The organism is Massilia aurea, assembly GCF_040790145.1.
In the GTDB taxonomy this organism is placed as follows: Bacteria; Pseudomonadota; Gammaproteobacteria; order Burkholderiales; family Burkholderiaceae_D; genus Telluria; species Telluria aurea_C.
Genome location: NZ_JBFMMP010000023.1, coordinates 12286 through 38543 on the forward strand (window position 1 = coordinate 12286; position 26258 = coordinate 38543).

The window sequence follows — 26258 nt, forward strand, 5'->3', positions numbered from 1 at the left end:
CCTATTTGCAACAAGGTTACAAACAACGTTATACTTCCGGGCAGCAGCATCTCATCATCACGCCCAGGAACCCGCCGTGAATGTCTCCGTTGCACTTGCCCGCAAGGGCCCGCCCAAACCCGCCGATGCGGTCACCCGCATCCCGGGCAACGCTGCGCCGCACCAGATGTGCGATCCGTTCGACATCGGCGAAGCCTTGACCACCCTCTCGCTGCGCGGCGACGCGTTGACGCTGTATGCCCGCGATGCCGGCGATGCCGGCGATGCCGGCGATGCCGGGCCGATCCTGGCGCGGATCGCCTCGGTCGATCCGGAACTGCCGCATTTTGTCCTCGACTTCACGGGCAGCACCCCGCCCCCTGCCGGCCATGCGACCGTGGTTGCATCGATCGCCGGCAACGCCAAGCTGCAATTCGAGCTCGACAGTAACTGGGATACCGCCGTTGGCGAGCCGCACCTGGTGCCAGCCACCTTTCCGGACGCCTGCCTGGTCCTCAACCGGAGATCGGCGCGGCGCGTCGAAACACCGGTCGGCGGCAATTTCATGGCTAGCTTCGGTGCTGGCGGCAAGCAGTACGAATTGCCGCTTTATGATTTCTCGGAAGGCGGCGTCGGGATGCGCGCCACGCCCGAAGAGTGCTTCGGGCTGCACGTGGGGAAAAAACTGGTGGGTGTGCGGCTGGAACTGGGGCCAGCGCTGGTGATCGTCGCCGACCTCGAAGTGCGGCTGCTGCGCCCTTTTCGTACCTATTTACTGGGCGAACAGGTGCAGATCGGCTGCAGCTTCGCCAGCATCTCGATGCAGATGCAGCAAACGCTCGGACGCTTCGTGACGGCAGGCCGGGAAGAGCGGCGCGCGCTGCGGCGCTGAGCGCCCGCCGCTCAGCCGTCCAGGCCCACGCTCTGGGCCCAGGCCAGCGCCGACAGATGCGCGGCGTTGACCTCGGACGGCGACAGCGCCAGCGTCGCCGCCAGCGACGCCACCAGGTTCGAATTGAGTTCGCACGCCTCGGCCAGCGCCAGGTACGGCCCGTAGCTGCCCTCGCGCTTCGTCAAGGCCTTGACGACTTCGTCGGGCAACTGGATCGTGTCAAGCACCTCCTGCATGCTCAGGCCCAGCAGGCGATCGAGGAGCGAAAACATGCCGGCCACGAACAGGTGCTCGGCGGCACCCTTGCCCAGGGCTTTTTGCCCGAGCAATTCGGCAAGGCGCCCGCGCACGACCGCTGTTTCCATCAGCACCGGCGAGTAACCGCTGGCACTGGCCGTGGCCAGCAGCAGCACCAGCCAGCGATACAGCGGCGCATAGCCCAGCAACGCGATGGCCTGGCGCAGCGATTGCACTTCGCGCCCGGCGCCGAAGCCCGCGGTATTGATATAGCGCAGCAGCTTGTAGGTCAGCGCCGGATCGCGCTTGAGCACGCTTTCGAGCTTGGGCACGTCGTCATTGGCCTGCACCATCTGCATCAATTGCAGGATGACTTGCTGGCTGGGGTTCAGGGCCTTGACCGGATTGCCGGGCCGCGGGGTCAGGTGCAGCTTGCCGACGAAGGCGTCGAGCCCGAGCGCGGCGCAGGCGTCGAAGTCAGCCCAGGTGCCCACCGGGCGCCCGACCATGCGCAGCGCCGAATGCTTGGCGCTGGCGTAAGTGCGCGCCTGATCGGCCACGTCGACGCCAGTGAAGCGCACTTCGACGTGCGAAGCGTACGGCGACAGGTTGCGCCCGAGCAGCGTGAGGTCGCAACCGCGGATGGCCACGCCCACGCCGCCAGCGCGCACGGCTTGCACGGCCGAGCGCACGTCGAGGTCGGTCAACTGGCGGATATCGAAGGTGAGGACGGTGTGTTCCGGCGGCAATGCATGCAGCGCGTCGGTCGATAGCATGGCTGGCACGGCGTCCAGGAACAGGATCTTGTCGCGCAGTAGCCAGCCATGGTCTTCATGGTTGACGTGCTCGGCGACAAAGCCGACCAGGCCCTCGAGATCGAGGTCGGTCGGGACACGGCCGTCGTGCTGTTGCCATGACAGCTCGTAACCGAGAACGCGCTGGCGGGGATCGAGCAGCGGTTCACGGACGATGAAATTGGTGCGATGCATTAGGGGCGCCGTTTTAAATTGCTCGGCGCAAGCTTAGAACCCGAGACTATCGAGCAGATCATCGACCTGCCCCTGGTTTGCCACGACTTCGGTGCCAAGCGGCTTGATTTGCGGACCGTTCATCAGACCATTGTCGGTTTCGCGCTTGAACTCGCTCGGCGCGAAATCGATCAGGACCTGGACCAGTTGTTTTTCCAGGTTCTGGGCGATGCCCGTGATGCGGCCAATCACTTGACCGGTGAGGTCCTGGAAATCCTGGGCCATCATGATGTTCATCAACTCGCCACGGGTGGCAATGGCCCCCGCGCGTGACTCGTCCAGGCCGGCAATGGTGCGCCGGGCCAGTTCGCGCCACTGCGCATCGGTGGTCGCGCTTGCATCGGCATCGAGCAAGGCCTGCCAACCTGCCTTGAGGTCGGCCGAGCGTGTTTCGATGCCATCCTGCAGCGGGCCGGCGGCGTCGGTTGCGTCCAGCACTTTCTTGGCGGCCTGTTCGGACAGGCGCGCCACGTAGTCGAGCCGGTCGCGGGCGTCGGGAATGTCGCTCGCGGCCTTTTCGATCAGCTTGTCGAGCCCCAGCCCGCGCAAGTTCTCGTGCAGCGCGCGGGTCATGTGGCCGATCCGGCTCAGCACCTCGTCGTGCGACGCCGCGCCGGCAACAGGCGCGCTGTTCTGCTCAACCATTTCAGGCTCCGGCTTTGTCCAGTTTCTCGAAGATCTTGTTCAGCTTTTCGTCGAGCGTCGCGGCCGTGAATGGCTTGACGACGTAACCGCTGGCGCCCGCCTGTGCTGCGGCGATAATGTTTTCTTTCTTCGCTTCGGCGGTCACCATCAGCACCGGCAGCTTGGCCAGTGCCGGATCGGCGCGAATGTTCTGCAGCATGGTCAGGCCGTCCATATTCGGCATGTTCCAGTCGGACACGACGAAATCGAACGTTTCACTGCGCAGTTTCGCCAGCGCCATGACGCCATCTTCCGCTTCGTCGACGTTGGCATAACCCAGTTCTTTCAACAGATTCCGGACAATGCGGCGCATCGTCGAGAAATCGTCAACAACCAGAAAACGCATCTTTGGATCAGCCATGAATAACTCCGTGTGAATCTACTAATTTGGTTTGTTGGGTAAGCTACTTTTACAGACGCAAGAATAGCATTTTTGTTGCTTTACGGCGATAAAATAGCCGACAAAGCATCGCTGGATGATGAATTCAGTTCAAACACGCAACGCCCGGCTGCCTTGCGCCGCCAGATGGTCGAGCACGAGGCGCGGTAATGCCTGCAATGGGCCGACTTCGTGGGCCGCGCCCAGCGCAATTGCCTCACGTGGCATACCGAACACCACGCAGCTCGCCTCATCCTGCGCAAAGTTGTGGGCGCCGGCTTCGCGCATCTCGAGCATGCCGGCCGCGCCGTCCTTGCCCATGCCGGTCAGGATAACACCAACGGCGTTTTTACCGGCCGCCTGCGCAGCGGAACGAAACAACACATCGACCGATGGGCGGTGGCGATTGACCGGCGGACTTTGTTCGATGCGCGTCATGTAGTTGGCGCCGGACCGCACCAGCAACAGGTGCGAATGGCCCGGCGCGATATACGCGTGGCCCGGCAGCACCCGCTCGTTGCCGGCCGATTCGCACACGCTGATCTTGCACAGCGAATCGAGACGTTTGGCGAACGACGTGGTAAAGCCTTCCGGCATGTGCTGGGCGATCAGGATGCCCGGGCAATCGGACGGCATCTGCATCAAGAATTCGCGGATCGCTTCGGTGCCGCCGGTCGAGGCGCCAATGATGATCAATTTTTCGGATGAAATGAGAGGACTCCTCAGCGCCGACAGCTGCGTACTGGCCACCTGGGGCGTGCGGCTGCGCGGGGCGATGCGTGCGCGCGCGGCGCCGCGGATCTTGTCGGCGATCATGTCGGCGTACTCGCGCATGCCGCTCTGGATCGACATCTTGGGCTTGGTGACGAAGTCGACCGCGCCCAGCTCCAGCGCGCGCATCGTGATCTCCGAACCGCGCTCGGTCAGCGACGACACCATCAGCACCGGCATCGGGCGCAGGCGCATCAGTTTTTCGAGAAAGTCGAGACCGTCCATCTTCGGCATCTCGACGTCGAGCGTCAGCACATCGGGATTGTGTTTCTTGATCAGCTCGCGCGCGACCAGCGGGTCGGGCGCCGTGGCCACCACTTCCATATCGGGCTGCGAATTGACGATCTCGCTCATCACGCTGCGGATCAGTGCCGAATCGTCGACGATCAGAACCTTGGTTTTCATTATGTGTCTCTTTCAGCTCAGAACAGGTCGATCGCGCCGCCGACCGGTTCGACCTTGAGTCGCTTGGCGTAATCGAGTTCGCGCTTGGCCAGCGTATCGTTATGGGTCTGCATCAGTTTTTTCACGAGCACCTTGCCCGTGCGCGGGAAGAAGAACACCTTGCGCGGGTAGATGTCGTTGAGGTCTTCGGCCAGCACCGGAATGCGCTCGGTTTTCAGGAACTGCATCACGAAGGCGGCATTGCGCTCGCCGACATTCATCGCGGTAAAGCCGCGCAGCACGGCGCCGCCGCCGAAGACTTTGGCTTCGAGGTGTTCACGCCGCGCGCCGGCCTTGAGCAAGTCATTGATCAGCACTTCCATTGCGAACGTCCCGTAGCGCATCGATGCCGACACCGGGTTGTTCGGTTCGGCCGCGCCGTCGGGCAGCATGAAATGGTTCATGCCGCCCAGGCCCGTGAGGCGGTCGCGGATGCAGGCCGACACGCACGAGCCGAGCACGGTCGCGATCAGCATGTTTTCCTTGGTGTAGAAGTACTCGCCCGGCAGCACCTTGGCCGCATCGATGGCGAACGTGCGGTCGTGATACCGGTTGGTTGCGAATTGGCTGTTCATGGTCGCCCCTCGTTCTTACGCCTTGCGCGCATCGAGTTCATACACGGTCTTGCCGCGCAGGCGCAGGGCGTCGGACACATACAGGAAGTTCTCCGAGTGCCCGGCAAACAGCAGGCCATGGTTTTTCATCAGCGGCACGAAGCGGCTGAGGATGGTGCGCTGGGTCGGCTTGTCGAAATAGATCATCACGTTGCGGCAAAAGATCGCGTCGAACTGCCCTTCCAGCGGCCAGCCGTCGGCCAGGAGGTTGAGCGGCTTGAACGTGACGAGCGAGCGCAGCTCGGGACGGATGCGCACCATGCCTTCGTGGGCGCCCTTGCCGCGCAAGAAGAAGCGGCGCAGGCGCTCGGGCGAGACTTTCTCGATGCGCTCCATCGGATACACGCCATTGGACGCCGTGGCCAGCACATTGGTGTCGATGTCGGTGGCGATGATCTCCACTTTCGGCGTGAGCGTGTTGAACGCTTCGCAGGCGGTCATCGCGATCGAGTACGGCTCTTCGCCGGTGGACGCGGCCGAGCACCAGATGCGCAGCGGGCGCGGATCTTTCTTGTGCAGCGCGGCCAGGTGCTCGAGCAGGAGCGGGAAGTGATGCGCCTCGCGGAAGAACGACGTGAGGTTGGTGGTGAGCGCATTGGTGAACGACTCCCACTCGCGCTCCATATGCCCTGCTTCGAGATCGTCCAGATAGCGGGTAAACGTCTGGATGCCCGTCGCGCGCAGGCGCCGGGCCAGGCGGCTGTAGACCATCTCTTGCTTGCTGTCGGCCAGCGAAATGCCGGCGCGCTGATGGATGAGAGCGCGAACCCGTTCGAAATCACGGCGTGTGAAATCGAATTCCTTGCTTGTTTCAGTTTTCTGCTGCGGCACTGTGCGTGACTTTCTTGATTGCGATGGCCCGCTCGCCGAGCGGACCGGATTGTTGTGCTTCGTGCCGACGCAGCGCCGTCGCTTACGCCGCCAGCTTGTCGATCAGGCCCATCTCGCTCGACGACATCAGCTTGTCGATGTCGACCAGGATCAGCATGCGCTCGTCGACCGTGCCCAGGCCGATCATGTAGTCGGAATTGAAGGCGCTGCCCATTTCCGGGGCCGGCTTGATCTGGTCCGGCGTGAGCGTGGTGACGTCCGAGACGCTGTCGACGACCATGCCCATGATGCGGCCACCGATGTTCAGGATGATCACGACGGTAAACTGGTCGTACACCGGCGTGCCGAGCTTGAACTTGATGCGCATGTCCACCACCGGGATGATGATGCCGCGCAGGTTGATCACGCCCTTGATGAATTCAGGGGCGTTGGCGATGCGGGTCACGGCTTCGTAGCCGCGGATTTCCTGCACCTTCAGGATGTCGATGCCGTATTCTTCCGAACCCAGGGTGAAGGCAAGGAATTCGCTGCCGGCGCCGTCGTGCGCGGTGCCGTCGGTCGAGAGGGTGTTTGCCAGGTTGGACATGGGGTTCCTTTGTTTTACAGTGAAAAATGAATAATTATTGAACGACGGGATCGTCGGCCAGCTGGCGCGACGAGCGCACCAGCGCTGCCACGTCGAGGATCAGGGCCACGCCGCCGTCGCCCATGATCGTTGCGCCGGAAATCCCGGCGACTTTGCGGTAATTCGCTTCCAGGTTCTTGACCACCACCTGCTGCTGCCCAACCAGTTCGTCCACGAACAGCGCCGCTTTCTTGCCCTCGGTCTCGAGGATGACGACGATGCCATCGGACGGATCGCGGTGCACCGGTTCGATATCGAACATCTGGTACAGCGGGATCATCGGCAGGTATTCGCCGCGCACTTTCAGCACGCGCCCGCGCCCGGCGATGTCGCGCACGTCCTCGGGGGTCGGTTGCAGTGATTCGACCACGAACGACAACGGCAAGATATAGATTTCTTCGCCACTGCGGATCGACATGCCGTCCAGGATCGCCAGCGTCAGCGGCAGCGAAATCGAGATCGTGGTGCCGAAACCGGCTGCCGAGCGGATGTCGACCGTGCCGCCCATGGCGGTGATATTGCGCTTGACCACATCCATGCCCACGCCGCGACCCGAGACGTCGGTGACGGTGTCGGCGGTAGAAAAGCCCGGCGCGAAGATCAGTTGCCAGACTTCGGCGTCGGTCATCGTGTCGGCCACCGCCAATCCATTTTGCGCGGCCTTGGCCAGGATTTTTTCGCGGTTCAGGCCGGCGCCGTCGTCGGCCACTTCGATGACGATATGGCCGCCCTGGTGGCCGGCCGACAGGAACAGGCGCCCCGCTTCGGATTTGCCGGCGGCGATGCGCGCGGCCGGCATCTCGACGCCATGGTCGATCGAGTTGCGCACCAGGTGCGTCAGCGGATCGACGATGCGCTCGATCAGGCCTTTGTCCAGTTCGGTCGCGGCGCCGTTGGTGATGAAATCAACCTTCTTGCCGAGTTTGCCGGCCAGGTCGCGCACCATGCGCGGGAAGCGCGAGAACACGAAGTCCATCGGCATCATGCGGATCGACATCACGGCTTCTTGCAGCTCGCGCGTGTTGCGATCGAGCTGGCTCACCGACGACAGCAGGCGCTCGTGCTGGATCGGATCGAGCACGGCGCTGCGCTGCTCGAGCATCGCATTGGTGATCACCAGTTCGCCGATCAGATTGATCAGCTGGTCGACCTTCTCGACCGACACGCGAATCGACGACGACTCGTTTTTATCGTCCTTGCGCGCCGCTTTCTTTTCCAGCGCCAGCTCGGCCAGGTGCTCCACCACGTTCTGCGCCTGCGTGGCGAGCGCAGCCACCGGTTCCGGCGCGCTCTCGACGATACCGGCGGCGGCGCGGATCTGTTCGATCGGCTGGAAGAAACCGTAACCCAGGTCGTCTTCCGATGGTTCGCCAACCACGGGCGCGACGTCGTCGTCCGGGCTGAAGAAACCGTAGCCCAGTTCATCCTCGATGCGCTTGCGTTCGGCCGCCTCGAGCAGGCGCTGCTCGGGCGTGAGCGCCGGCGCCTCGAAAATCTTCAGGTCGTCCGGATCGAGCACGAACGAGCAGATGGCGATGATGTCGTCCAGGCTCTCGAGCGTGGTGATGATGACCGCGGTGCGCCCGCCGTCGAGCGGGGCGACCGAGATCCGGCCCATCAGGCCCAGTTCGTCGACCAGCGCATCGATGTCGCGCTGCGCTACTGGCGGCAGTTCGATCTTGTAGCGGTGCGCGCCTTCGGTGGGCAGCTCCACGCGCGCCGGCGCCGTCAGGTACGACGGCGCGACCACGAGCGCTGCCGGCACGACGCCTTCGGCCAGATCATGCAGCGCCATGCGCACGTTGGCGACGACTTCGTGGTCGACGTGCTTGCCGTGACGATGGCCGTCGAGCTGCATCTTGAGCGCGTCCTTGGCCGCCAAAAACGCGTCCACGTGGTTCGAGGTCAGCGCCATCTCGCCCTTGCGGATGCGGTCGAGCAGCGACTCGAGCACGTGGGTCACGTCGCACATATCGGTCAGGCCGAAGGTCGACGCGCCGCCCTTGACCGAGTGCGCGGTGCGGAAGATCGCGTTCAGGTCTTCGGCGTCGGGCGCCGCGAGATCGACGCCCAGCAACAGGCGCTCCATTTCGGCGAGCAGTTCTTCTGCTTCGTCGAAAAAGACCTGGTAAAACTGGCTGATGTCGATGCTCATGGTGCGGTCCGCTCGAATGGGCTCTGGGTTACGCCATCGTTCATGGCTTAACCGATCACTTTTTTGACCACCTCGATCAGGCGCTGCGGATCGAACGGCTTGACCAGCCAGCCGTTGGCGCCGGCGGCGCGGCCCTTGGATTTCATTTCATCCGACGACTCGGTGGTAAGCATCAGGATCGGCGTCTTGGCGTAGCCGGGAAGCGTGCGCAGCGATTTGATCAACGCCAGGCCATCCATCTTCGGCATGTTCTGGTCGGTCAGCACGAGATCGACGGCCTGCAGCTTCGCCTTGTCGAGGCCATCCTGGCCGTCCACGGCTTCCACCACATTGTAGCCGGCGGCCTTCAGACTGAAAGCCACCATCTGGCGTAGCGAACTGGAATCGTCGACTGCGAGAATCGTTTTTGCCATCTTGTGCTCCTGCTGTTTTTACACCGGGCGGGCCCGGGTTGAATTGGTTATAAAGTGGGAAAGGTCGGCGCGTTCAGAACAGCTCGACGTCGCCGCTTTCCAGATGTTTCTGTTCGACCGAGCGGCGCAGCGTACTGCGCAATTCGAGCGACTGGATCGCCAGCGCGATGCTGACCTTGCCCAGCCGGTCGACGATCTCGTCGCTGCCGGTGTCGGGAGCGATACCGGCCCCATGGTCGTTCAATGTGCCCAAAAAGTCACGCAGGCCCGACACGCGCCGCAGCGTGCGTTCGATCAGTTGCGCCGTCATGTCCTGGAACTGCATGCTGGTGATCGCCGTGTTGACGTGCTCGCTCACGTCCTGCGACATCGAGGCCAGCAGAGACCGATCCTCGCCCGACAGTTCGCCACCGGCCAGCATGCGGTCGATCGCTTCCTGGCGCGCGCCGACGACGGCGTGCACCGCCACGAAGCTGCCGGTGAGCTTGTCGATGGCTTCTTCAAGCAGCAGTTCGGTCTGGAGCAGATCGGCTTCCACCTCGGTCAGGTGGCGCCGGCCGTGCACCGACACGCCCGACAGCAGGCGCTTCACATGCGATCCGAGTATCTTTTTTCTTGTCATCGTGTTCTCTCCAAACCTGGCCGCACCGCGTTCTGCATTAGTGTTTTACCGCACCGAGCGTCGCCGCCGCTGCTGCCTCGGCATCTTCGGCCGGCACGTCGATCGTGGTCGCATCGCGCCGCACTGCTTCTTCGGTGCGCTTGTTCATGACGATGATGCTGATGCGCCGGTTGGTGGGGCTGAACGGGTCGGCGGCGTCGAGATGCGCGGCCGAGGCCAGGCCCACCACGCGCAGCACCTTGTCGTCCTGCAGGCCGCCCAGCACCATCTCGCGCCGCGATGCATTGGCGCGGTCGGCCGACAGTTCCCAGTTGCTGTAGCCGGCATCGCTATGGTATGGCGTCGAATCGGTATGGCCCGAGATGCCCAGCTTGTTCGGCACCTCGTTGAGCACCATGCCGATGATGTGCAGGATTTCCTTGGTGTACGGCTGCAGCTCGGCCTTGGCCATCGCGAACATCGGCCGGTTCTTTTCGTCGACGATCTGGATGCGCAAGCCTTCGCTCGTGATGTCGAGCAGCAGCTGGTTCTGGTACTTCTTGAGCATCGGATTGACTTCGATGGCCGACTCGATGCGCGCCTTCAGGTTCTTGAGCCTCTCGCCTTCTTCGCGCGCCAGCGCGGCCTTCGCCGCCTGCAGGTCGTAGCTCTTGTTGGCCGGCGCCGAGTCGCCGCGCTTGACCTGGCCGGCGGTGCGCGTCAGGTCCTCGCCGCCGCCCATGATCACCGACGACGAGTCGCCCGAACCGGAGCCGCCCTGCATCGCCACCTTCAGCGGGGTCTTGAAGTATTCAGAAATGCCCACCAGGTCGCCCTTGGCGGTCGAGCCCAGCAGCCACATGAGCAGGAAGAACGCCATCATCGCGGTCACGAAGTCGGCATACGCAATTTTCCAGGCGCCGCCGTGGTGGCCGCCGGCCACCTTCTTGATGCGCTTGACGACAATGGGGCGTGCGTTGTCATCAGCCACGGTTGTACTCCAGCAAGAGGTCGAATGCGGTCATCGCGGCTTACTTCTTCTTCTTGATGTGTTCTTCGAGCTCGGCGAAGGTCGGGCGCTCGGTCGAGTAGAGCACCTTGCGGCCGAATTCGACGGCCAGCGCCGGGGCGTAACCGTTCAGGCTCGCCAGCAGCGTGACTTTCACACACTGGAACATCTTGGTCGATTCTTCCAGTTTTTGCTCGAGCACGGTGGCCAGCGGGCTGACGAACGCGTAGGCCAGCAGAATACCGAGGAAGGTGCCGACCAGCGCTTTCGCGATCAGGATGCCCAGCTCGGCCGGCGGCAAGCCGACCGATTCCATCGTGTGGACCACGCCCATCACCGCCGCGACGATACCGAAGGCCGGCAGGCCGTCGCCGATCTTGGCGATCACGTGGGCCGGGATGGCGCCCTCGTGGTGGTGCGTCTCGATCTCGTTGTCCATCAGGTTTTCGATCTGCATCGCGTCCATATTGCCCGACACCATCAGGCGCAGGTAATCGGTCATGAATTCGATGATGTGGTGGTCGGCCACGACGGCCGGGTATTTGGAGAACAGCGGCGAGGCGTCCGGGGCTTCGATATCGCCCTCGATCGACATCAGGCCTTCCTTGCGCACCTTGGAGAGCACGTCGAACTGCAGCGCCATGAGTTCCATGTACATGTCTTTCGAGTACTTGGAGCCCTTGAAGATGCTGGGGAACGCTTTCAGCGTGGCCTTGATCGCCTTGGCGCTGTTGCCGACGAAGAATGCGCCGAAGGCGGCGCCACCGATCATCAAGAGTTCGATTGGCTGCCACAGGGACGCGAGGTGACCGCCCGCCAGGGCGAAGCCGCCGAAGACGCAGGCACAGACGAGGATGTAACCAACAATGACTAACAAGGGATTTAGCTCCAGAAAACCCGTTCCATGTCGCGACATGACGACTCGAAACCGGTAATTTCAGAAAATGTTTATGCAGGGAACTACTCTAGCTTGAGTAGCGCCGACGGGCAAGCAAAACCACCCCGGAAAGTCACCATTTGTCGCCTAAAAGTCCCATATATACAAAGCCGGCCCATCTGTGTACGGATGCACAACACGACTCGGTGTCTGCCCGACAACGATAAATTCGTAACTGAAAAGCATCGAGCCGGGACGCATCTCGCGCGCCGCCTTGCGCCATAGCGCGCCCATCGCGGCCGGCGACAAATAGGCGAACACGGCGTCGTACTCGCCCAGGTCGAGTTTTTCATAATCGCCGCGAATAAAAGCGGCCGGGCTGCGCCCCAGCCGGGCGCGCATGAAGCTGGCCAGCCAGGGGAGCGGCGCGAGCTCGATACCCTCGATGCGCGCATCGGGCCGGCGGCGCTGCAGCGCCAGCACCAGGCCACCGATGCCGCTGCCGATATCGATGACGCGCAGCGCCCTGCCCTGCGGCAGCGCGGCGTCGACCGCTTCCCACACCTTGCGCCCGGACGGGTAATACGGCACCTGGGTGCGATAAGTCGACCAGTACAGCAGCAACAGGAACAGGAAGACGGCCAGAAACGCCAGCGGCGGAATTGCCAGGGTGCTGGTGGCCAGCAGGGCCAGGGGGAAGCCGAACTGGATCGCGCGCCACCAGAGGGCCAGGCCGCGCCACCAGGTCAGGCCGGCGGCCAGCACACCCTGGACCAGGGCGACATGCCAGTACGAGACCACCAGGCCGCCGGTGGCAAGCAGGTAGATCACGGCGAGGGTCAGTGGAAATGCGGCGAGCTGGAGCAACAATGCCCGGATCGCGGGAACGCCCAGCAAGCGCCGGGGCGAGGAAGGTGAAGAAGATGCTGGCAAGGGCGGCTGCCGGCGCGCTTAATCAGGCCGGGTCGAGGCCGGGCTCTGGCCGCCGGCCTCATGGTCGGCCTGTTCGTCCGCCCGGGCCTGGTCAAGCGCTTCCTTGGCCTTGCGGGTCTTGCCGGCGCGCGAGGGCATGTGGCACAGGCCGCACAGGTAGTCGCTGTTGAGGTCGAGGGCGTTGACGATGAACTTGCCCTGGCATTTGCTGCACGGGGCCAGTTGCAGCATGCCGCCATTGAAGAAACGCACCAAGGTCCAGGCGCGCGTGAGCGAGAGCAGCGGCTCTTCGTTCGGCGCCGGCGGCATTTGTTCGAGGTAGAGTTTGTAGGCCTTCATCACGGCCTGGATGCCGGTGGCGCCGGCATGCTCCACCAGGAACTGGTGGATATTGATGAACAACGACGAGTGGATATTCGGTTGCCAGGTCAGGAACCAGTCGGTCGAGAACGGCAGCATGCCCTTGGGTGGAGAGACACCCTTGAGTTCCTTGTACAGCTTGAGCAAGCGTTCGCGCGACAGCGAGACCTCGGTCTCGAGCAGTTGCAGGCGTGCGCCCAGGGTAATCAGTTCAATGGCGAGCTGGATTTCCTGCGCTTCGGTGACGACGCTCTTTTTGCTCATGGCGGTACAACTCCCTGCTCTGGACGGTCGGCCTTACAGCAAGACCGCTGGCAGGGATTATACGATCTCTTCGACCGGCTGGCCGGCCATCAGGATGGCGGCGTGCGATTGGGCCAGGCTGCGTTCTTTCGTGTGGCTCGTCAGCATCGACAGGATCGCGCTGTCGTCGAAGCGGAAGCGGGCCAGCATCATGTTGCCGCCGGCGAGCTTCAGGATCTGGGCATTGCTCATGCCTTCGATCAGGTCAGCGATGTCGGCCGAGACGCCCAGGCGGAAGATGGCGGTGACCTTGTCGGCACGGATCATCTGCTGAGCAAGCATCAGGTAGCTCAGGTTAGCGTCGCGAATTTCAGCCATCATGTCGTTCATCGTCATTTTCTCTCTCCGGTCGTTGTCTCGGCTGCCGTTGTGTTGCCGATGAGATAGATTCTGACTCTGAGGAAACTATTCTCAAATTGGAGGAAGTCTGTATTTTCAGTCAGTGAACGACGAGACGGGCCCATAGGAGTTTGTCTGACAAACCCATCTGGTTCCCTATGAAACCCAGGTAAAAGCCGGGGCTGTTTTGGCGCAGGACAGCACCTTGATGATCTTCAGCAACAAACAGGGTTTGTCGCAATTTTGCTACTCGGCAATAGCCGTTTTTATCTTTATCGGCAGCCGGCTCAGCAACTTTAGGGTCAGTTTGAACATATTTTCAAAAAATTTCTGGCCCGGCTTGCCTACCTGCTCATCCATTAACGGCAGCCAAGCTGCCGACTTTAGGGCGATCTGAAAATTTTTTGCATTATTTTCAGCGGATCGCCGCCTATCTAAGATCGTTATCGGACGGTTCGCCGGGAACTTTAGGGCCGACTGCAAAAAAAAATTGAAATTTTTTTCAAGCGTCCCGACCCGGCCGAAAGTTGCCCTGTAAAGGTTTTGCTTTACTATTAACACCATGCGCACGCCCCCTACTCCCCTCGACCAGCCGTTCTCGGTCTACCTCGACCTGGTCCGCTTTCTGGCCGCGCTGGCCGTGGTGCTGATGCATATGCGCATGTTCAGGCTGGTGGATATTGCTGGCGCCGAACACTGGACGCTGCTTGGACGCGAATCGGTCATGGCCTTCTTCGTGCTGTCCGGCTTCGTCATTGCCTACACCACCCAGATGCGCCGCCCGGATGCGCTCGACTTCACCGTCGCGCGCGCGGCCCGGATCTATTCGGTCGCCCTGCCCGTACTGCTGCTGGGCTTCCTGTGCGCCTACCTGAGCCAGGGCCCGCATGTGCCCGGCATGGACGCGAGCTACCAGGTGGCCAAGCCGTGGTTGTATATCCCATTCCACCTGCTATTCATGGGCGATCTGTGGCGACTGTCCGAGCACCCGCCCTGGCTCGGCCCGTGGTGGTCGCTGAACTACGAGGTCTGGTTCTATGTGCTGTTCGGCGTCGCCTGCTATGTGCGTCGGCCGTGGCGGCTGCCGGCGATCGGCCTGGTGCTGACCGTCATGGGCTACAAGCTGTGGCTGCTGCTGCCGGTGTGGCTGGCCGGCGTCGCGCTGTATCACTGGCAGGCGCGCTACTCGCTGGGCCAGACCGTGGCGCGCGCCGGCTGGGCGCTGAGCATGGTGCTGCTGGTGGCGTACGAGGCGAGCGGCGTCGAAGAACTGCTGCGCGCCGCCGGTCGCGCCAGCTGGCTCGGTCAACACGTCCCGCTGGGCAATGCCGACCGCTTCCTGGCCGACTACGCCTTCGGCCTGATCGTCTGCCTGAACTTTGCCTGTGCGCGCTTCGCCGGCTTTACGGGACTGCTGCGCGTCGCGCGGCCCATTCGCCTGTTCGCCGCCTATACGCTGACGCTGTACCTGTCGCATGCGCTGGTGCTGATCGGCTGGCCGACGCTGTACCCGCATGATCCCGCCAGCGTGGCCGACGTGCTGGCCCTGGCCGCGGCCGTCGCCGTTGCGACCGTCGTGCTGGGCATGCTGACCGAGCAGCGCAAGGATGCGTTCCGGCGCATGTTCGAGCATCTGGCGCGCCCGTTGCGGCCGCCCAGCCGCCTGGCGCCGGCGCGGCCCGTTCCCATCAAGGAGAAACAAGATGAAGTGTGACGTACTGATCCTGCCCGGCCTGTTCAATTCCGGGCCCCGCCACTGGCAATCGCTGTGGCACGAACGCTATCCGCAATGGCGGCGCGCCGAGCACCGCGACTGGACCAATCCCGAGCGCGACGAGTGGGTGGCCGAAATGGAAGAAGCCATCGCTGGCTGCAACGGCGCCCCGGTGCTCGTCGCGCACAGTCTGGGCAGCATGCTGGTCGCGCACTGGGCGCTGTCCGGTTCGCCCCTGAAAGTGGCAGGCGCCTTCCTGGTCGCCCCCAGCGACGTCGAGCGGCCATCGTTTCCGATCCCTGCCGGCAACTGGGCGCCGATCCCGCGCACGCCCCTGCCATTTCCCAGCATGATCGTGGCCAGCGCCAACGATCCGTTCGCCAGCGCCGAACGCACCCGATCCTTCGCCGACGCCTGGGGCAGCCGGCTGGTCGAGATCGGCGACGCCGGCCACGTCACGACCGATTCCGGCCATGGCGACTGGCCCGAGGGCCTGCGCTTGCTGGAAGATTTTTGCGCCGAAGTGAGCGCGTAAGCGCGTTATGAGTCTGGACAGCGCCCGGCCGCCCTGCGTGGCCACCTTCCACGGCAGTTGCCATTGCGGCGCGGTGCACTACGAGGCAGACATCGATCTGGCCACCGGCACCGTCAAGTGCAATTGTTCGGTATGCAGCAAGATGCGGTTCTGGGCAGTTGTCATCGCCCCGACCGCGTTCCGCCTGCTGCAGGGCCACGATGCGCTGCGCGAATACCGCTTCCACACCCATCGCGATGGCCACAACTTCTGCGGCACTTGCGGCATCAATGTATTTACCACCGGCGCGTCTCCCCGCTCGGGTCCGTTCATCGCGGTGACGGTCGCCAGCCTCGACGACCTGCCGCTCGATGCGCTGATGGCGGCGCCAGTGCGCCATATCGATGGCCGCAACGACCACTGGGACACGGCGCCAGCCGAAATCCGGCACCTGTAAGGCCGCCGCCGTTACGCGTCGAGCCGCTGTATTGCTCATGCACATTGATTAAATTTCAATTATCGACGAGAATGCGAATCACTCTCATTTGCATTCTTTGGGTGCATTTGCCCGTCCACTCGTCCTGAAAAAGAACAGCATGACTATTCCCATGCGCCTGCCGCTCGCGCTTGCACTCTCCCTCGCCTACCCGATCCACGCCGCCCACGCCGCCGACGCCCCGCTCGACATACCCATTGCGCCGACCACCGTGCAGATTTCGGCGAACCGCCTGGACAGCGATTACACGGTTGACGGCGCCTCGGTCGCCAAGGGCAGCCGCACGCTGCGCGAAACGCCGCAATCGGTCTCGGTCGTCACGCGCCAGCGCCTGGACGACCAGAACCTGCGCACGCTGGATGAGGCGCTGGCCAACGTGACCGGCCTGATCGTCGAGCAAGGCAGCAGCATCGAGCGGCGCTACTATTCGCGCGGCTTCGAGGTCGAGAACATCCAGTACGACGGCGTGACGACCCAACGCAACAATGGCTTTTTGATCAGCCCCGACCTGTCGGTATTCGAGCGCGTCGAGGTGCTGCGCGGGCCGGCCGGCTTGTTCAACGGTTCGGGCACTGCGGGCGGTACGGTCAACCTGGTGCGCAAGCGGCCGCTCAAGACCAACCGGATCGAGGGCCAGGCAAGTGCCGGCCGCTGGAACAACTACCGCGGCGTGGTCGATGCCAGCCGTGTGCTCAACGAAAGCGGCACCGTGCGCGCGCGCGTGGTCGCGACCCACGAAGACCGCGAATTCTTCTACGATATCTCCGAAGGCAAGCGTTCGGTGGCGTATGCGATCGTCGAAGCCGACCTGTCGCCGTCGACCACCCTGGGCGCCGGTGTGCACTACGAGCGCAACAAATCGCTGCCGTTCTATGGCGGCCTGCCGCGCCTCTCGACCGGCGCCGACCTGGGCTTGCCGCGCTCGACCTACCTGAACGCGGCCTGGTCGCGGGTCGACGTCAAATCCAACACCGCCTTCGCCGACCTGCAGCACCGTTTCAATGATGACTGGAAGCTGCGCCTGGCCGTCTCGCGCATGCGCGAGAACAACCACGACGTCAGCGGCGCGGCCTTTGGTGTCGTCAATCCAGTGACCAACCTGGGCCCGAGCCTGTCGTCGTTTCGCGCCAATCTGGTCGGCGAGCAAACCGGGGCCGATCTGACGCTCGAGGGCGGTTTCAATGCCCTGGGCCGCCGCCACGAGGTGCTGGTCGGCGCGAACTGGTCGCAGCGCGACTACAACAGCACCAGCCAGCTGTACGCCGTGGCCAATCCGATCATCAACCCGTACACCTTCAACCCGCTCGACTATGCGGTGCTGCCCACCACGATCGCGCGCGCCGGCACCCGTACGCTGACCGAACTCGAGCAGTCCGGCATCTACGCCTCGCTGCGCTTCGCGCTGACCGATACCGTCAAGCTGATCGCCGGCGGCCGTGTCAGCAACTGGGAAAGCTCGACCCGCAACCTGGTCACCGGCGCCCTGACCACGCAGCCGTACAAGCAGGATGGCGAAGTCACCCCCTACGGCGCGCTGACCTGGGACTTCGCGCCCGAATGGACGAGTTACCTGAGCTACGCCGAAATCTTCCGTTCGCAGGCGACCCAGTTCACCGCGAGCGGCGACCGGCTCGATCCGGCCACCGGCGGCAATATCGAGGCCGGCGTCAAGGGCGCCCTGTACGGCGGTCGCCTGAACGCCTCGCTGGCGGTGTTCCGCATCCAGGAAGAGAACCGCTCGCAGAGCGACCCGTTCAATCCGTCGCCGTGCGCCGGTTCGCCGACGGGCGGCGCGTGCTTCGTGGCCGAAGGTGAAGTGCGCAGCCAGGGCCTGGACGCGGAACTGTCCGGCATGCTCGCACCGGGCTGGCAGGCCAGCGCCGGCTATACCTGGAACCAGACGAAATATCTGCGCGACCGCACCGCCACCGGCCTGCCGAGCGCGAACGAGAACCAGCCGCTGTCGACGTTCACGCCGCGCCACCTGGCGCGCATCTGGACCACCTGGCAGCCGGCCGGCACGCCGTGGAGCATCGGCGGCGGCGTCAACGCCCAGAGCGTGAGCTACAAGACCGCCACCAACGTGCGCCTGGAACAGCGCGGCCATGCCGTGTGGTCGGGCCGCCTCGCGTACCAGATCAACCGCAACCTGACGGCGTCGGTCAATCTGAACAACGTCTTCGACAAGCACTACTACCGCACGCTGGGCAGCTTGTCGGGCAGCAACTGGTATGGCGAACCGCGTAATGTCACGGCGACGCTGCAAGCGGTGTTCTAACGCGCCGGGCTCGCCCGGCGGCGGTGCCGGCCGAAGAACTCGAGCACCATGCGGCTCGCATCCGGCCCGGCGCCGGCATTGAACTTCAGGGACCCGTCACCGCCGCTCCAGGCATGACCGAGCCCTGCGATGCGCGCCACACGCAGCATCAGCTTGCGGCCTATTAAGTAATCGTGCATCTCGAGCGCGTTGTTGCTGCGGCCACCACTGCGGCCGGCGGGTTTCACGGTGACCTTCGTCGCCGGCCCGGCCGGCAAGCCATTCAACTGCAGCCACTGACGCGTCAGGTGTTGCTGGTTGACGGGATGCACTACCTGGTCTTGCGCACCCTGGATCAGGATCGCCGGCATGGGCGGCATCGGCAGGATCTGCCCGCCTGCTACGGCGAGCGCGCTGCGGCGTTCGAGCAGGTTGCCGATCGCCGCATCGGCCCCCAGCGGGGCGCCATGGCGCATCACGTGCAGGGCGCCCATCCGGCTATGGCCGGCGCCGAACACAGGGCCGGAATGCTGGCCGATCGCCGCGATCAGTTCCGGATGGTTCAGCGCCAGCACGGCCGCCATGCCGGCGCCGGCGGACAGGCCGCAGGCATAGATGCGGCTGCGGTCGATCGGAAATCTTTTCACCACTTGTTCGATCAGAGCGGCAACGAGCGCGGTATCGCCGCCGCCCTGCTGGGTCGCGCGGTCATACCAGCGCCAGCAGCGGTGCGGGTGGGCGGTCAGAGACTGCTGGGGATACAGCACCGCGTAGCCCTTGGCGTCGGCCAGGCGGTTCATGCGCGTGCCTTCGGCGAATTCAGGGGCGCTCTGGTGGCAGCCATGGAGCATGACGATGAGGGGCCAGCCCTGGTGCGCCACGTCGCCGGGGATGGCGCGCGGCAGGTAGAGCCAGTAGTCGATGGGGGCAAGGGAGCCGGTGAGCCATTGGCCGGTCAATGGTGGCAAGGCCGGCGGTGGACGGGCTGTTCTGGGCGGGCGCTTGCGGGGTGGCGTGGAGCCGGCCAGCAATTTGAGGGTCAGCTTCTGGTTGGCCTTGGCTGCGCGCGCGAGGCTGCGCAATAGTTTGATGCCTGGTGCGAGTCTGGCCATCTCACCTCCACCGCTGACAACCATACCGGTTAACCGAAAAACCGTCGTTCCCGCGCAGGCGGGAACCCAAGTTTGCCAGCGTACCGTATACGCCAACAACTTGGGTTCCCGCCTCCGCGGGAACGACGGTCTTGGGGCTAACTTGCTACGCTTGCTGCGCTTACTTCGCGCCAGCCAGCAGCATGTCGTTCAAGCGCTTCACGAACGACGCCGGATCGCTCAGGCTGCCACCTTCGGCCAGCATCGCCTGATCGAACAGGATGTGCGACCAGTCGGCGAAACGCCCACCGGTCGTGTCTTCGTACTTCAGGCGCTGCACCAGCGGGTGGTTCGGATTGATCTCGAGGATCGGCTTCGATTCCGGCGCGTCCTGGCCTGCGGCCTTCAGCATGCGCAGCAGATTGCCTGACAACTCGTTGTCGTCGGCCACCAGGCAGGCCGGCGAATCGGTCAGGCGGAACGTGACGCGTACTTCCTTGGCCTTGTCGCCCAGTGCGCCCTTCATGCTCTCGACCAGCTCTTTGTAACCAGCTTCGGTCTCGGCATGTTCCTTCTTCTCGGCTTCGTCTTCCAGGCCGCCCAGGTCCAGGCCGCCCTTGGCGACCGACACCAGTTCCTTGCCTTCGAACTCGGTGAAGAACGACAGCATCCACTCGTCGACGCGGTCAGTCATCAGGATGACTTCGACGCCCTTCTTGCGGAAGATTTCCAGGTGCGGGCTGTTCTTGCCGGCGTTGTAGTTGTCGGCCGTGACGTAATAAATCTTGTCCTGACCCTCTTTCATGCGGCCGATATAGTCGGCAAACGACACGGTCTGGGCGTCCGAATCGTTCGCGGTGGAGGCAAAGCGCAGCAGCTTGGCGATGCGGTCCTTGTTGGTCGCATCCTCGCCCACGCCTTCTTTCAGCACCTGGCCGAATTCTTTCCAGAAGGTCGCGTACTTGTCCTTGCCGGCCTGGTCATCCGAGTTCGCCATTTCTTCCAGCATGCCCAGCACGCGTTTGGTCGAACCTTCGCGGATGACGCGCACGTCGCGCGACTCTTGCAGGATTTCACGCGAGACGTTCAGCGGCAGGTCGCTCGAGTCGATCACGCCCTTGATGAAGCGCAGGTAGGTCGGCATCAGCTGTTCGGCGTCGTCCATGATGAACACGCGCTTGACGTACAGCTTGATGCCGCCGCGCTTGTTGCGGTCCCACAGGTCGAACGGTGCATGCGCCGGCACGTACAGCAGTTGCGTGTATTCGCTGCGGCCTTCGACCCGGTTGTGGGTGTAGGTCAGCGGTTCCTGGAAATCGTGCGAAACGTGCTTGTAGAACTCGTTGTACTGTTCTTCGGTGATCTCGTTCTTCGAGCGGGCCCACAGCGCGCTGGCCTGGTTCACGGTTTCAAACTCGTCCTTCAGGACGGTTTCTTTTTTCTCTTCGTCCCACTCTTCCTTCTGCATCACGATTGGCAGCGAGATGTGGTCCGAGTATTTGCGGATGATCGACTTGAGCTTCCAGGCCGACAGCAGTTCTTCTTCGCCATCGCGCAGGTACAGGATGACGTCGGTGCCACGCCCGGCTTTCTCGATCTGCTCGATGCTGTAGTCGCCTTCACCGGCGGACTCCCAACGCACGCCGTCCGACGCCTCGGCGCCCGCGCGGCGGGTTTCGACGACGATTTTCGAGGCGACGATGAAGCCCGAATAGAAGCCCACGCCGAACTGGCCGATCAGGGCCGCATCTTGCTGCTGGTCGCCCGACAGCTTGCTGAAGAATTCCTTGGTGCCCGACTTGGCGATGGTGCCCAGGTGCGAGATCACTTCGTCACGGTTCATGCCGATACCGTTGTCCGAGATCGTGATCGTCTTGGCGGCGGCATCGAACGACACCTTGATTTTCAGTTCGTGGTCGTTGCCGTACAGGGCGTCGTTATTGATTGCCTCGAAGCGCAGCTTGTCGGAGGCATCCGAAGCATTCGAAATCAGTTCGCGCAGGAAGATTTCCTTGTTGGAGTACAAGGAGTGAATCATCAGTTGCAGCAGCTGTTTTACTTCAGCCTGGAAGCCAAGGGTTTCTTTTTCGGCGTGTGCCATCTTGTTCCTCGTTATAAACAAATAGGGTTGGTCAGACTCGGACGCATATGTGGCCCCGCCCGGGGATTTCAAGAGATATTTTTGATAAGCAATTTTCGGCAACCCCGGAAGTGCCCCTCTACACCCCGCGCGTTTCCAAAAAGCGCCAGACTGCCGGATCCTGCAGCGCCGCCAGGTTCAGGCGCATGCGGGTCGACGGCTGCTGGCTGGGCGAGAACAGGCTGCCCGGCGCCAATAACAGTTCTTGCCCCATGGCGCGCGCCGTCAGCGCGTTGGTGTCGCAGCCGGCGTCGACCCAGACGAACATGCCGGCCGCCGGGGCCGACTCGACCGCCAGGCCCAGCCCCTCCAACCGGCGCAGCGCCCCGGGCCGCATCTTGTCCAGCCGCGTCCGGATACGGTCGAGGTGCTTGCGGTAGTGGCCCTCGCTCAGGATTTTGTAGACGATGCGCTCGCCGAGATCGCTCGTGCTGAGCGTGGCGAGCATCTTGCGATCCGACAGCCGCAGTGCGCGCTCGCGCGAGGTGGCAATGAAGCCCACGCGCAGATTGGCCGCCATCGACTTCGAAAACCCGCCCAGGTAGATCACGCGCTGCAAGCCGTCGAGCGCGGCCAGGCGCGTGGCGCCGCCCGGGTGCAGGTCGCAATAAATGTCGTCTTCGACCACCAGAAAATCGTGCAGCCCGGCCAGGCGCAGCACCTGGAACGCCTTGGCGGCCGAGATCGATGTCGAGGTCGGATTGTGCAGGACAGAATTCAGTACGTACAGGCGCGGCCGGTGCAGCGCGGCCAGGTGCTCGAGCTGCGCCAGATCGGGCCCGTCGGCCAGGCGCGGCACGCCCACCACCTTCAGGCCCAGCGCCGCAAATGACCCGAACATCAAGAACCAGGCCGGATCGTCGACCAGCACCGTGTCGCCCGGCTGGCAGAATTCGCGCGCCACCAGGTCGAGCGCCTGGGTCACGCCCAGTGTGGTCACCAGCTGCTCGGGCCCGGCATCGATTTCCATCTCGGCCAGTTTCAACTGCAGTTGCTGGCGCAGTGGCAGAAAGCCGTGCGGCGGGCCGTACCCCAGCAGGCCATCGCAATTCTGCCGGCTCAGCGCGCGCAGCGCATTGGCCACCGCCGGGGCGTCGAGCCAGTCGGCCGGCAGCACCCCGGCGCCCGGCTGCATGCCCAGCGGCGCCTGGCGAAACATGCTGCGCACCAGCCAGGCGATGTCGAGCGCATCGGGCACGGGCGCCGCTTGCGCCGCCACCCGCACCGGCGCCGGCTGGCGTTCGCGCACGAAAAAGCCGGCGCCGCGGCGCGATTCCAGATAGCCCTGCGCCACCAGCCGATCGTAGCCGGCCACCACGGTGAACGGCGAGATGCCATGGCTGGCGGCGAACTGGCGGATCGACGGCATGCGCGCGCCGGGCCGCAGCAGACGGTCATCCACGCGCGCAGCCACCGCGCGCACGATCTGCTCAGCCAGCGGCTCGCCGTCGGCACGGGTGAAGGCAAAAGCAGGTGTATTGGTCATTGCACCACCACAGTGGATAAATTATCGGGGCAACTGTACTGGGACTGTATTGGTCTGTGGTCGTAGGATAGTCCCATCTTGTTCAATGCCGCAACCCCTGCCGAAGGAATCGCATGACCGCCCTTGCCCGCCCTCTGACGTCTCCCAGCCACGATGAAACACGCGGCATGCTGCTCGGACTGGCGGGCGTAGCCATGTTCAGCCTGACCATGCCGTTCACGCGCATGGCGGTGTTTGACCTCGATCCGCTGTTCGCGGCGCTGGCCCGGGCGCTGGGCGCGGCCGCGCTTGCTGCCGGCTGGCTCGTGTGGCGCCGCGCGCCCCTGCCGCCACGGGGCGCCTGGCTGCCCCTCGGCCTCGTGATGCTGGGCGTGGTGATCGGCTTTCCGCTGCTCAGCTCAATGGCGCTGCGCGCCCTTCCCGCCGCGCACGGCGCCGTGCTGGCCGGCCTGCTGCCGCTGCTGACGACGATCTATGCGGCGCTGCGGGGCGACGAGCGGCCATCGCTGGGGTTCTGGCTTTTGGCGGTGCTGGGCGCGGCCATTGTAGTGGCCTTCGCCTTATATCAGGGCGCCGGCGCGCTGCACCCGGCCGACCTGCTGATGTTTGCGGCGCTGGCCGCTGGCGGGATCGGTTACGCCGAAGGCGGCAAGCTGGCGCGCACGCTGGGCGGACCCGAGACGATCTGCTGGGCGCTGCTGCTGGCGGTGCCGCTCGCCGCGCCTGCGCTGGCCTGGCATCTCGCCATCCATCCGACCGACTTCGCCGCCGTCGGTCCCGCCGCCTGGTCCGGGCTGGCGTATGTGACGGCCATCTCGATGTTCGTCGGCTTTTTCTTCTGGTACCGCGGCCTGGCGCTGGGCGGCATTGCGCGGGTGGGGCAGGTGCAGTTGCTGCAACCGTTCATGAGCCTGCTTGGCGCGGCCGTGCTGCTCGGCGAGCCGCTGGCATTGAACAACTGCCTGTTCGCGCTGGCCGTGATCGGGGTCGTGTGCGCCGGCCGCCGCTTGCAGGTGCGCCGCCAGCCTTCTTGATTGGGCAGCGCGGCTGGCGCGACGTACAATACCGGCTTCATTCACGCAACCTGGAATTTCCATGACCGTCTACGACAAACTCAAAGAATTGAACATCACGCTGGAAGCACCAGCGACCCCGGCGGCCGCCTACGTCATGTACGTCCAGACCGGCAACCTCGTGTTCATCTCGGGCCACATCGCCAAGAACAAGGACGGTTCGCCAAACGCCGGCATCCTGGGCCGCGACAAGACCACTCTTGAGGGCCAGGCTGCCGCGCGCTCGGTCGCGATCGACCTGATCGGCACGCTGCAGGAAGCCGTCGGCGGCGACCTCACCCGCGTCAAGCGCATCGTCAAACTCATGAGCCTGGTCGCCTCGACCCCTGAATACAACGAACAGCACCTGGTCACCAATGGCGCCTCGGAACTGATCGGCGACGTGTTCGGCGACGCCGGCAAGCACGCACGCTCGGCCTTTGGCGTGGCGTCGCTGCCGCGCGGTACCTGCGTCGAAATCGAAATGATCGTCGAAGTGGCATAGGCGTGGCATAAGCACTGCAATTATGGGGAAACAACCGGCACTTATTTGTCGGCGTTTCCATTACTGTAGTTCACGGGTGGCGCTGACCCGGCGCCGTCCGCCGATAAGAATGCGCCTACCCGGCGTGTTTTATAATGGCCCGGCACGACCGTGCCCCTTCCTGCGAGACAAGTATGAAAATCGAAAACCCCAATCCCATCCAGTGGCAGTTCTCGGAACGCGCCGCCCAGCTGCAAAGCTCGTTCATCCGCGAAATCCTGAAGATCACCCAGCGTCCGGACATCATTTCGTTCGCCGGCGGCCTGCCGTCGCCCGCGACCTTCCCGGTCGAGCGCATGAAGGCGGCGTATGACAAGGTGCTCAGCGAAAGCGGCAAAGTGGCGCTGCAATACGGCCCGACCGACGGCTACGCGCCGCTGCGCGAATGGATTGCCAATTCGTTGTCGACGCAGGGCTCGACCATCCTGCCGGAACAGATCCTGATGACGTCCGGCTCGCAGCAGGCGCTCGACCTGCTCGGCAAGGTGCTGGTCGACGAAGGCAGCCGCGTGCTGGTCGAAACCCCGAGCTACCTGGGCGCGTTGCAAGCGTTCTCGGTGTACCGCCCAGAATTCAAATCGGTCGACACCGACGAGCACGGCCTGGTGCCGTCGTCGATCGATGCCGTCGCCAAAGGCGCGCGCATGCTGTACTCGCTGCCGAACTTCCAGAACCCGACCGGCCGCAGCCTCTCGCTCGAGCGCCGTCAAGAGCTCGTTGAGACCTGCGCGCGCCTGGCCATCCCGCTGATCGAAGACGATCCGTACGGCTCCCTGTCGTACCGCGGCGAGCCGATGCCGAAGATGGTCGCGATGAACCCGGACGGCGTCATCTACATGGGTTCGTTCTCGAAAGTGCTCACGCCAGGCATTCGCCTCGGTTACGTGTGCGCCCCGCTGCCGCTGGTGCGCCGCCTCGAGCTGGCCAAGCAGGCCGCCGACCTGCACACCGCCCAGCTCACGCAGATGGCCGTGCACGAAGTGATCAAGGACGGCTTCCTCGACCAGCACATTCCGACCATCCGCCAGCTGTACGGCGACCAGTGCCAGTGCATGCTGGATGCGATGAAAGAACACTTCCCGGCCGGCGTGAGCTGGACCGAACCGGAAGGCGGCATGTTCATCTGGGTCACGCTGCCGCAGCAGATCGACGCGATGAAACTGCTCGAGCAGTCGCTCGCCGCCAAGGTGGCGTTCGTGCCGGGCGCGCCGTTCTACGCCAACGATCCGGCCTCGAACACACTGCGCCTGTCGTTCGTGACGGTGCCGCCGGAACGCATCCGCGAAGGCATCGCCATTCTCGGCAAACTCATCGCCAATATGCTGTAAGAATATGCAGTAAAAATAGAGCCGGCCGCGCTACTGCGCGACCTGCTCGGATCGGTTGCAGTAGTGCAACAATCACATCAGATCGTGGAATTTTGGCAATGTAAGTTGTCTGATTTCTTCGGATTGCGGGTATGATTTCCTGACACTGATGAGGTAGCCTGC

General features: G+C 63.7%; 27 protein-coding genes. 8 read left to right on the plus strand and 19 right to left on the minus strand.

From position 1 onward, the window contains the following. Positions 1-76 precede the first annotated feature (76 nt). Positions 77-871: a PilZ domain-containing protein gene (locus AB2N08_RS21195; RefSeq protein ID WP_367612884.1), complete on the plus strand. Its 795-nt coding sequence runs from the start codon at positions 77-79 to the stop codon at positions 869-871. An 11-nt stretch (positions 872-882) separates the two neighbouring features. On the opposite strand, the gene AB2N08_RS21200 is transcribed toward AB2N08_RS21195, so the two are convergent. From AB2N08_RS21200 to AB2N08_RS21275, 16 genes are all read right to left on the minus strand, one after another. Continuing rightward, complete coding sequence (locus tag AB2N08_RS21200; protein ID WP_367612885.1) at positions 883-2097, minus strand: EAL and HDOD domain-containing protein; 1215 nt, start codon at positions 2095-2097, stop codon at positions 883-885. 33 nt (positions 2098-2130) lie between these two features. Continuing rightward, positions 2131-2781 carry a protein phosphatase CheZ gene (gene cheZ / locus AB2N08_RS21205; RefSeq protein ID WP_367612886.1) on the minus strand — a complete coding sequence of 217 codons (651 nt, stop codon included), beginning with the start codon at positions 2779-2781 and terminating at the stop codon, positions 2131-2133. Position 2782: 1 nt separating this feature from the next. Beyond that, positions 2783-3181, minus strand: coding sequence for a chemotaxis response regulator CheY (gene cheY, locus AB2N08_RS21210; RefSeq protein WP_367612887.1), 399 nt, complete (start codon positions 3179-3181; stop codon positions 2783-2785). A 129-nt stretch (positions 3182-3310) separates the two neighbouring features. Further along, a complete protein-coding gene (locus AB2N08_RS21215) occupies positions 3311-4375 on the minus strand; it encodes a protein-glutamate methylesterase/protein-glutamine glutaminase (RefSeq protein WP_367612888.1) in 1065 nt (354 codons plus the stop codon). 17 nt (positions 4376-4392) lie between these two features. Then, the gene (gene cheD / locus AB2N08_RS21220) at positions 4393-4989 is read right to left on the minus strand and encodes a chemoreceptor glutamine deamidase CheD (protein ID WP_367612889.1); all 597 of its coding nucleotides are present in this window, start codon (positions 4987-4989) and stop codon (positions 4393-4395) included. 15 nt (positions 4990-5004) lie between these two features. After that, positions 5005-5859 carry a CheR family methyltransferase gene (locus AB2N08_RS21225; protein ID WP_367612890.1) on the minus strand — a complete coding sequence of 285 codons (855 nt, stop codon included), beginning with the start codon at positions 5857-5859 and terminating at the stop codon, positions 5005-5007. Between the two features lie 82 nt (positions 5860-5941). Beyond that, positions 5942-6445 carry a chemotaxis protein CheW gene (locus AB2N08_RS21230; protein ID WP_183558070.1) on the minus strand — a complete coding sequence of 168 codons (504 nt, stop codon included), beginning with the start codon at positions 6443-6445 and terminating at the stop codon, positions 5942-5944. Between the two features lie 34 nt (positions 6446-6479). Further along, positions 6480-8639, minus strand: a complete 2160-nt coding sequence (cheA, locus tag AB2N08_RS21235) for a chemotaxis protein CheA (RefSeq protein ID WP_367612891.1) — start codon at positions 8637-8639, stop codon at positions 6480-6482. Between the two features lie 47 nt (positions 8640-8686). Beyond that, a complete protein-coding gene (locus AB2N08_RS21240) occupies positions 8687-9052 on the minus strand; it encodes a response regulator (protein ID WP_367612892.1) in 366 nt (121 codons plus the stop codon). Positions 9053-9125: 73 nt separating this feature from the next. After that, a complete protein-coding gene (locus tag AB2N08_RS21245; protein WP_367612893.1) occupies positions 9126-9674 on the minus strand; it encodes a chemotaxis protein in 549 nt (182 codons plus the stop codon). Positions 9675-9711: 37 nt separating this feature from the next. Further along, entirely contained in the window at positions 9712-10644 is a 933-nt protein-coding gene (motB, locus tag AB2N08_RS21250; RefSeq protein ID WP_367612894.1) for a flagellar motor protein MotB, read from the minus strand. A gap of 40 nt (positions 10645-10684) precedes the next feature. Continuing rightward, positions 10685-11539, minus strand: a complete 855-nt coding sequence (gene motA, locus AB2N08_RS21255; RefSeq protein ID WP_367612895.1) for a flagellar motor stator protein MotA — start codon at positions 11537-11539, stop codon at positions 10685-10687. 147 nt (positions 11540-11686) lie between these two features. Further along, on the minus strand, positions 11687-12409 hold the full coding sequence (locus AB2N08_RS21260) for a class I SAM-dependent methyltransferase (RefSeq protein ID WP_367612896.1): 723 nt from the start codon (positions 12407-12409) through the stop codon (positions 11687-11689). Positions 12410-12490: 81 nt separating this feature from the next. Beyond that, positions 12491-13096: a flagellar transcriptional regulator FlhC gene (gene flhC, locus AB2N08_RS21265; RefSeq protein ID WP_367612897.1), complete on the minus strand. Its 606-nt coding sequence runs from the start codon at positions 13094-13096 to the stop codon at positions 12491-12493. Between the two features lie 57 nt (positions 13097-13153). Continuing rightward, positions 13154-13471 carry a flagellar transcriptional regulator FlhD gene (flhD, locus tag AB2N08_RS21270; RefSeq protein ID WP_332531140.1) on the minus strand — a complete coding sequence of 106 codons (318 nt, stop codon included), beginning with the start codon at positions 13469-13471 and terminating at the stop codon, positions 13154-13156. Between the two features lie 249 nt (positions 13472-13720). After that, on the minus strand, positions 13721-14044 hold the full coding sequence (locus AB2N08_RS21275; RefSeq protein WP_367612898.1) for a hypothetical protein: 324 nt from the start codon (positions 14042-14044) through the stop codon (positions 13721-13723). Here AB2N08_RS21275 and AB2N08_RS21280 point away from each other — a divergent pair. The 4 genes from AB2N08_RS21280 (at position 14037) to AB2N08_RS21295 (ending at position 18476) form a co-directional block, all read left to right on the plus strand. Beyond that, the gene (locus AB2N08_RS21280) at positions 14037-15188 is read left to right on the plus strand and encodes an acyltransferase family protein (protein WP_367612899.1); all 1152 of its coding nucleotides are present in this window, start codon (positions 14037-14039) and stop codon (positions 15186-15188) included. The genes AB2N08_RS21275 and AB2N08_RS21280 overlap by 8 nt on opposite strands. Then, positions 15178-15723, plus strand: coding sequence for an RBBP9/YdeN family alpha/beta hydrolase (locus tag AB2N08_RS21285; RefSeq protein ID WP_367612900.1), 546 nt, complete (start codon positions 15178-15180; stop codon positions 15721-15723). The genes AB2N08_RS21280 and AB2N08_RS21285 overlap by 11 nt, the downstream gene beginning before the upstream one ends. Before the next feature lie 7 nt (positions 15724-15730). Beyond that, positions 15731-16159: a GFA family protein gene (locus AB2N08_RS21290; RefSeq protein ID WP_367612901.1), complete on the plus strand. Its 429-nt coding sequence runs from the start codon at positions 15731-15733 to the stop codon at positions 16157-16159. 139 nt (positions 16160-16298) lie between these two features. Beyond that, positions 16299-18476 (plus strand): TonB-dependent siderophore receptor, encoded by a 2178-nt coding sequence (locus AB2N08_RS21295; RefSeq protein ID WP_367612902.1) that lies wholly within the window; start codon positions 16299-16301, stop codon positions 18474-18476. On the opposite strand, the gene AB2N08_RS21300 is transcribed toward AB2N08_RS21295, so the two are convergent. The 3 genes from AB2N08_RS21300 to AB2N08_RS21310 all read right to left on the minus strand — a co-directional run bounded on the left by AB2N08_RS21300 (position 18473) and on the right by AB2N08_RS21310 (position 23172). Next, complete coding sequence (locus AB2N08_RS21300; protein ID WP_367612903.1) at positions 18473-19567, minus strand: extracellular catalytic domain type 1 short-chain-length polyhydroxyalkanoate depolymerase; 1095 nt, start codon at positions 19565-19567, stop codon at positions 18473-18475. The two genes, AB2N08_RS21295 and AB2N08_RS21300, sit on opposite strands and share 4 nt — an antisense overlap. A gap of 160 nt (positions 19568-19727) precedes the next feature. After that, the gene (htpG, locus tag AB2N08_RS21305; protein ID WP_367612904.1) at positions 19728-21647 is read right to left on the minus strand and encodes a molecular chaperone HtpG; all 1920 of its coding nucleotides are present in this window, start codon (positions 21645-21647) and stop codon (positions 19728-19730) included. Between the two features lie 118 nt (positions 21648-21765). Continuing rightward, entirely contained in the window at positions 21766-23172 is a 1407-nt protein-coding gene (locus AB2N08_RS21310; RefSeq protein WP_367612905.1) for an aminotransferase-like domain-containing protein, read from the minus strand. A gap of 113 nt (positions 23173-23285) precedes the next feature. On the opposite strand from AB2N08_RS21310, the gene AB2N08_RS21315 reads away from it, so the two are divergent. The 3 genes from AB2N08_RS21315 (at position 23286) to AB2N08_RS21325 (ending at position 26096) form a co-directional block, all read left to right on the plus strand. Beyond that, complete coding sequence (locus AB2N08_RS21315) at positions 23286-24206, plus strand: DMT family transporter (RefSeq protein ID WP_367612906.1); 921 nt, start codon at positions 23286-23288, stop codon at positions 24204-24206. A 61-nt stretch (positions 24207-24267) separates the two neighbouring features. After that, entirely contained in the window at positions 24268-24729 is a 462-nt protein-coding gene (locus tag AB2N08_RS21320) for a RidA family protein (protein ID WP_367612907.1), read from the plus strand. A 173-nt stretch (positions 24730-24902) separates the two neighbouring features. Beyond that, complete coding sequence (locus AB2N08_RS21325) at positions 24903-26096, plus strand: aminotransferase-like domain-containing protein (RefSeq protein WP_367612908.1); 1194 nt, start codon at positions 24903-24905, stop codon at positions 26094-26096. The last annotated feature ends 162 nt before the right edge of the window (positions 26097-26258 follow it).

Excerpts from the sequence above, each read along its gene's own strand:
- AB2N08_RS21200 (WP_367612885.1), bottom strand. The coding sequence starts at position 2,097 with ATGCATCGCACCAATTTCATCGTCCGTGAACCGCTGCTCGATCCCCGC.
- cheZ (WP_367612886.1), bottom strand. The coding sequence starts at position 2,781 with ATGGTTGAGCAGAACAGCGCGCCTGTTGCCGGCGCGGCGTCGCACGAC.
- cheY (WP_367612887.1), bottom strand. The coding sequence starts at position 3,181 with ATGGCTGATCCAAAGATGCGTTTTCTGGTTGTTGACGATTTCTCGACG.
- AB2N08_RS21215 (WP_367612888.1), bottom strand. The coding sequence starts at position 4,375 with ATGAAAACCAAGGTTCTGATCGTCGACGATTCGGCACTGATCCGCAGC.
- cheD (WP_367612889.1), bottom strand. The coding sequence starts at position 4,989 with ATGAACAGCCAATTCGCAACCAACCGGTATCACGACCGCACGTTCGCC.
- AB2N08_RS21230 (WP_183558070.1), bottom strand. The coding sequence starts at position 6,445 with ATGTCCAACCTGGCAAACACCCTCTCGACCGACGGCACCGCGCACGAC.
- cheA (WP_367612891.1), bottom strand. The coding sequence starts at position 8,639 with ATGAGCATCGACATCAGCCAGTTTTACCAGGTCTTTTTCGACGAAGCA.
- AB2N08_RS21240 (WP_367612892.1), bottom strand. The coding sequence starts at position 9,052 with ATGGCAAAAACGATTCTCGCAGTCGACGATTCCAGTTCGCTACGCCAG.
- AB2N08_RS21245 (WP_367612893.1), bottom strand. The coding sequence starts at position 9,674 with ATGACAAGAAAAAAGATACTCGGATCGCATGTGAAGCGCCTGCTGTCG.
- flhC (WP_367612897.1), bottom strand. The coding sequence starts at position 13,096 with ATGAGCAAAAAGAGCGTCGTCACCGAAGCGCAGGAAATCCAGCTCGCC.
- flhD (WP_332531140.1), bottom strand. The coding sequence starts at position 13,471 with ATGACGATGAACGACATGATGGCTGAAATTCGCGACGCTAACCTGAGC.
- AB2N08_RS21280 (WP_367612899.1), top strand. The coding sequence starts at position 14,037 with ATGCGCACGCCCCCTACTCCCCTCGACCAGCCGTTCTCGGTCTACCTC.
- AB2N08_RS21285 (WP_367612900.1), top strand. The coding sequence starts at position 15,178 with ATGAAGTGTGACGTACTGATCCTGCCCGGCCTGTTCAATTCCGGGCCC.
- AB2N08_RS21290 (WP_367612901.1), top strand. The coding sequence starts at position 15,731 with ATGAGTCTGGACAGCGCCCGGCCGCCCTGCGTGGCCACCTTCCACGGC.
- AB2N08_RS21295 (WP_367612902.1), top strand. The coding sequence starts at position 16,299 with ATGACTATTCCCATGCGCCTGCCGCTCGCGCTTGCACTCTCCCTCGCC.
- AB2N08_RS21300 (WP_367612903.1), bottom strand. The coding sequence starts at position 19,567 with ATGGCCAGACTCGCACCAGGCATCAAACTATTGCGCAGCCTCGCGCGC.
- htpG (WP_367612904.1), bottom strand. The coding sequence starts at position 21,647 with ATGGCACACGCCGAAAAAGAAACCCTTGGCTTCCAGGCTGAAGTAAAA.
- AB2N08_RS21310 (WP_367612905.1), bottom strand. The coding sequence starts at position 23,172 with ATGACCAATACACCTGCTTTTGCCTTCACCCGTGCCGACGGCGAGCCG.
- AB2N08_RS21315 (WP_367612906.1), top strand. The coding sequence starts at position 23,286 with ATGACCGCCCTTGCCCGCCCTCTGACGTCTCCCAGCCACGATGAAACA.
- AB2N08_RS21320 (WP_367612907.1), top strand. The coding sequence starts at position 24,268 with ATGACCGTCTACGACAAACTCAAAGAATTGAACATCACGCTGGAAGCA.
- AB2N08_RS21325 (WP_367612908.1), top strand. The coding sequence starts at position 24,903 with ATGAAAATCGAAAACCCCAATCCCATCCAGTGGCAGTTCTCGGAACGC.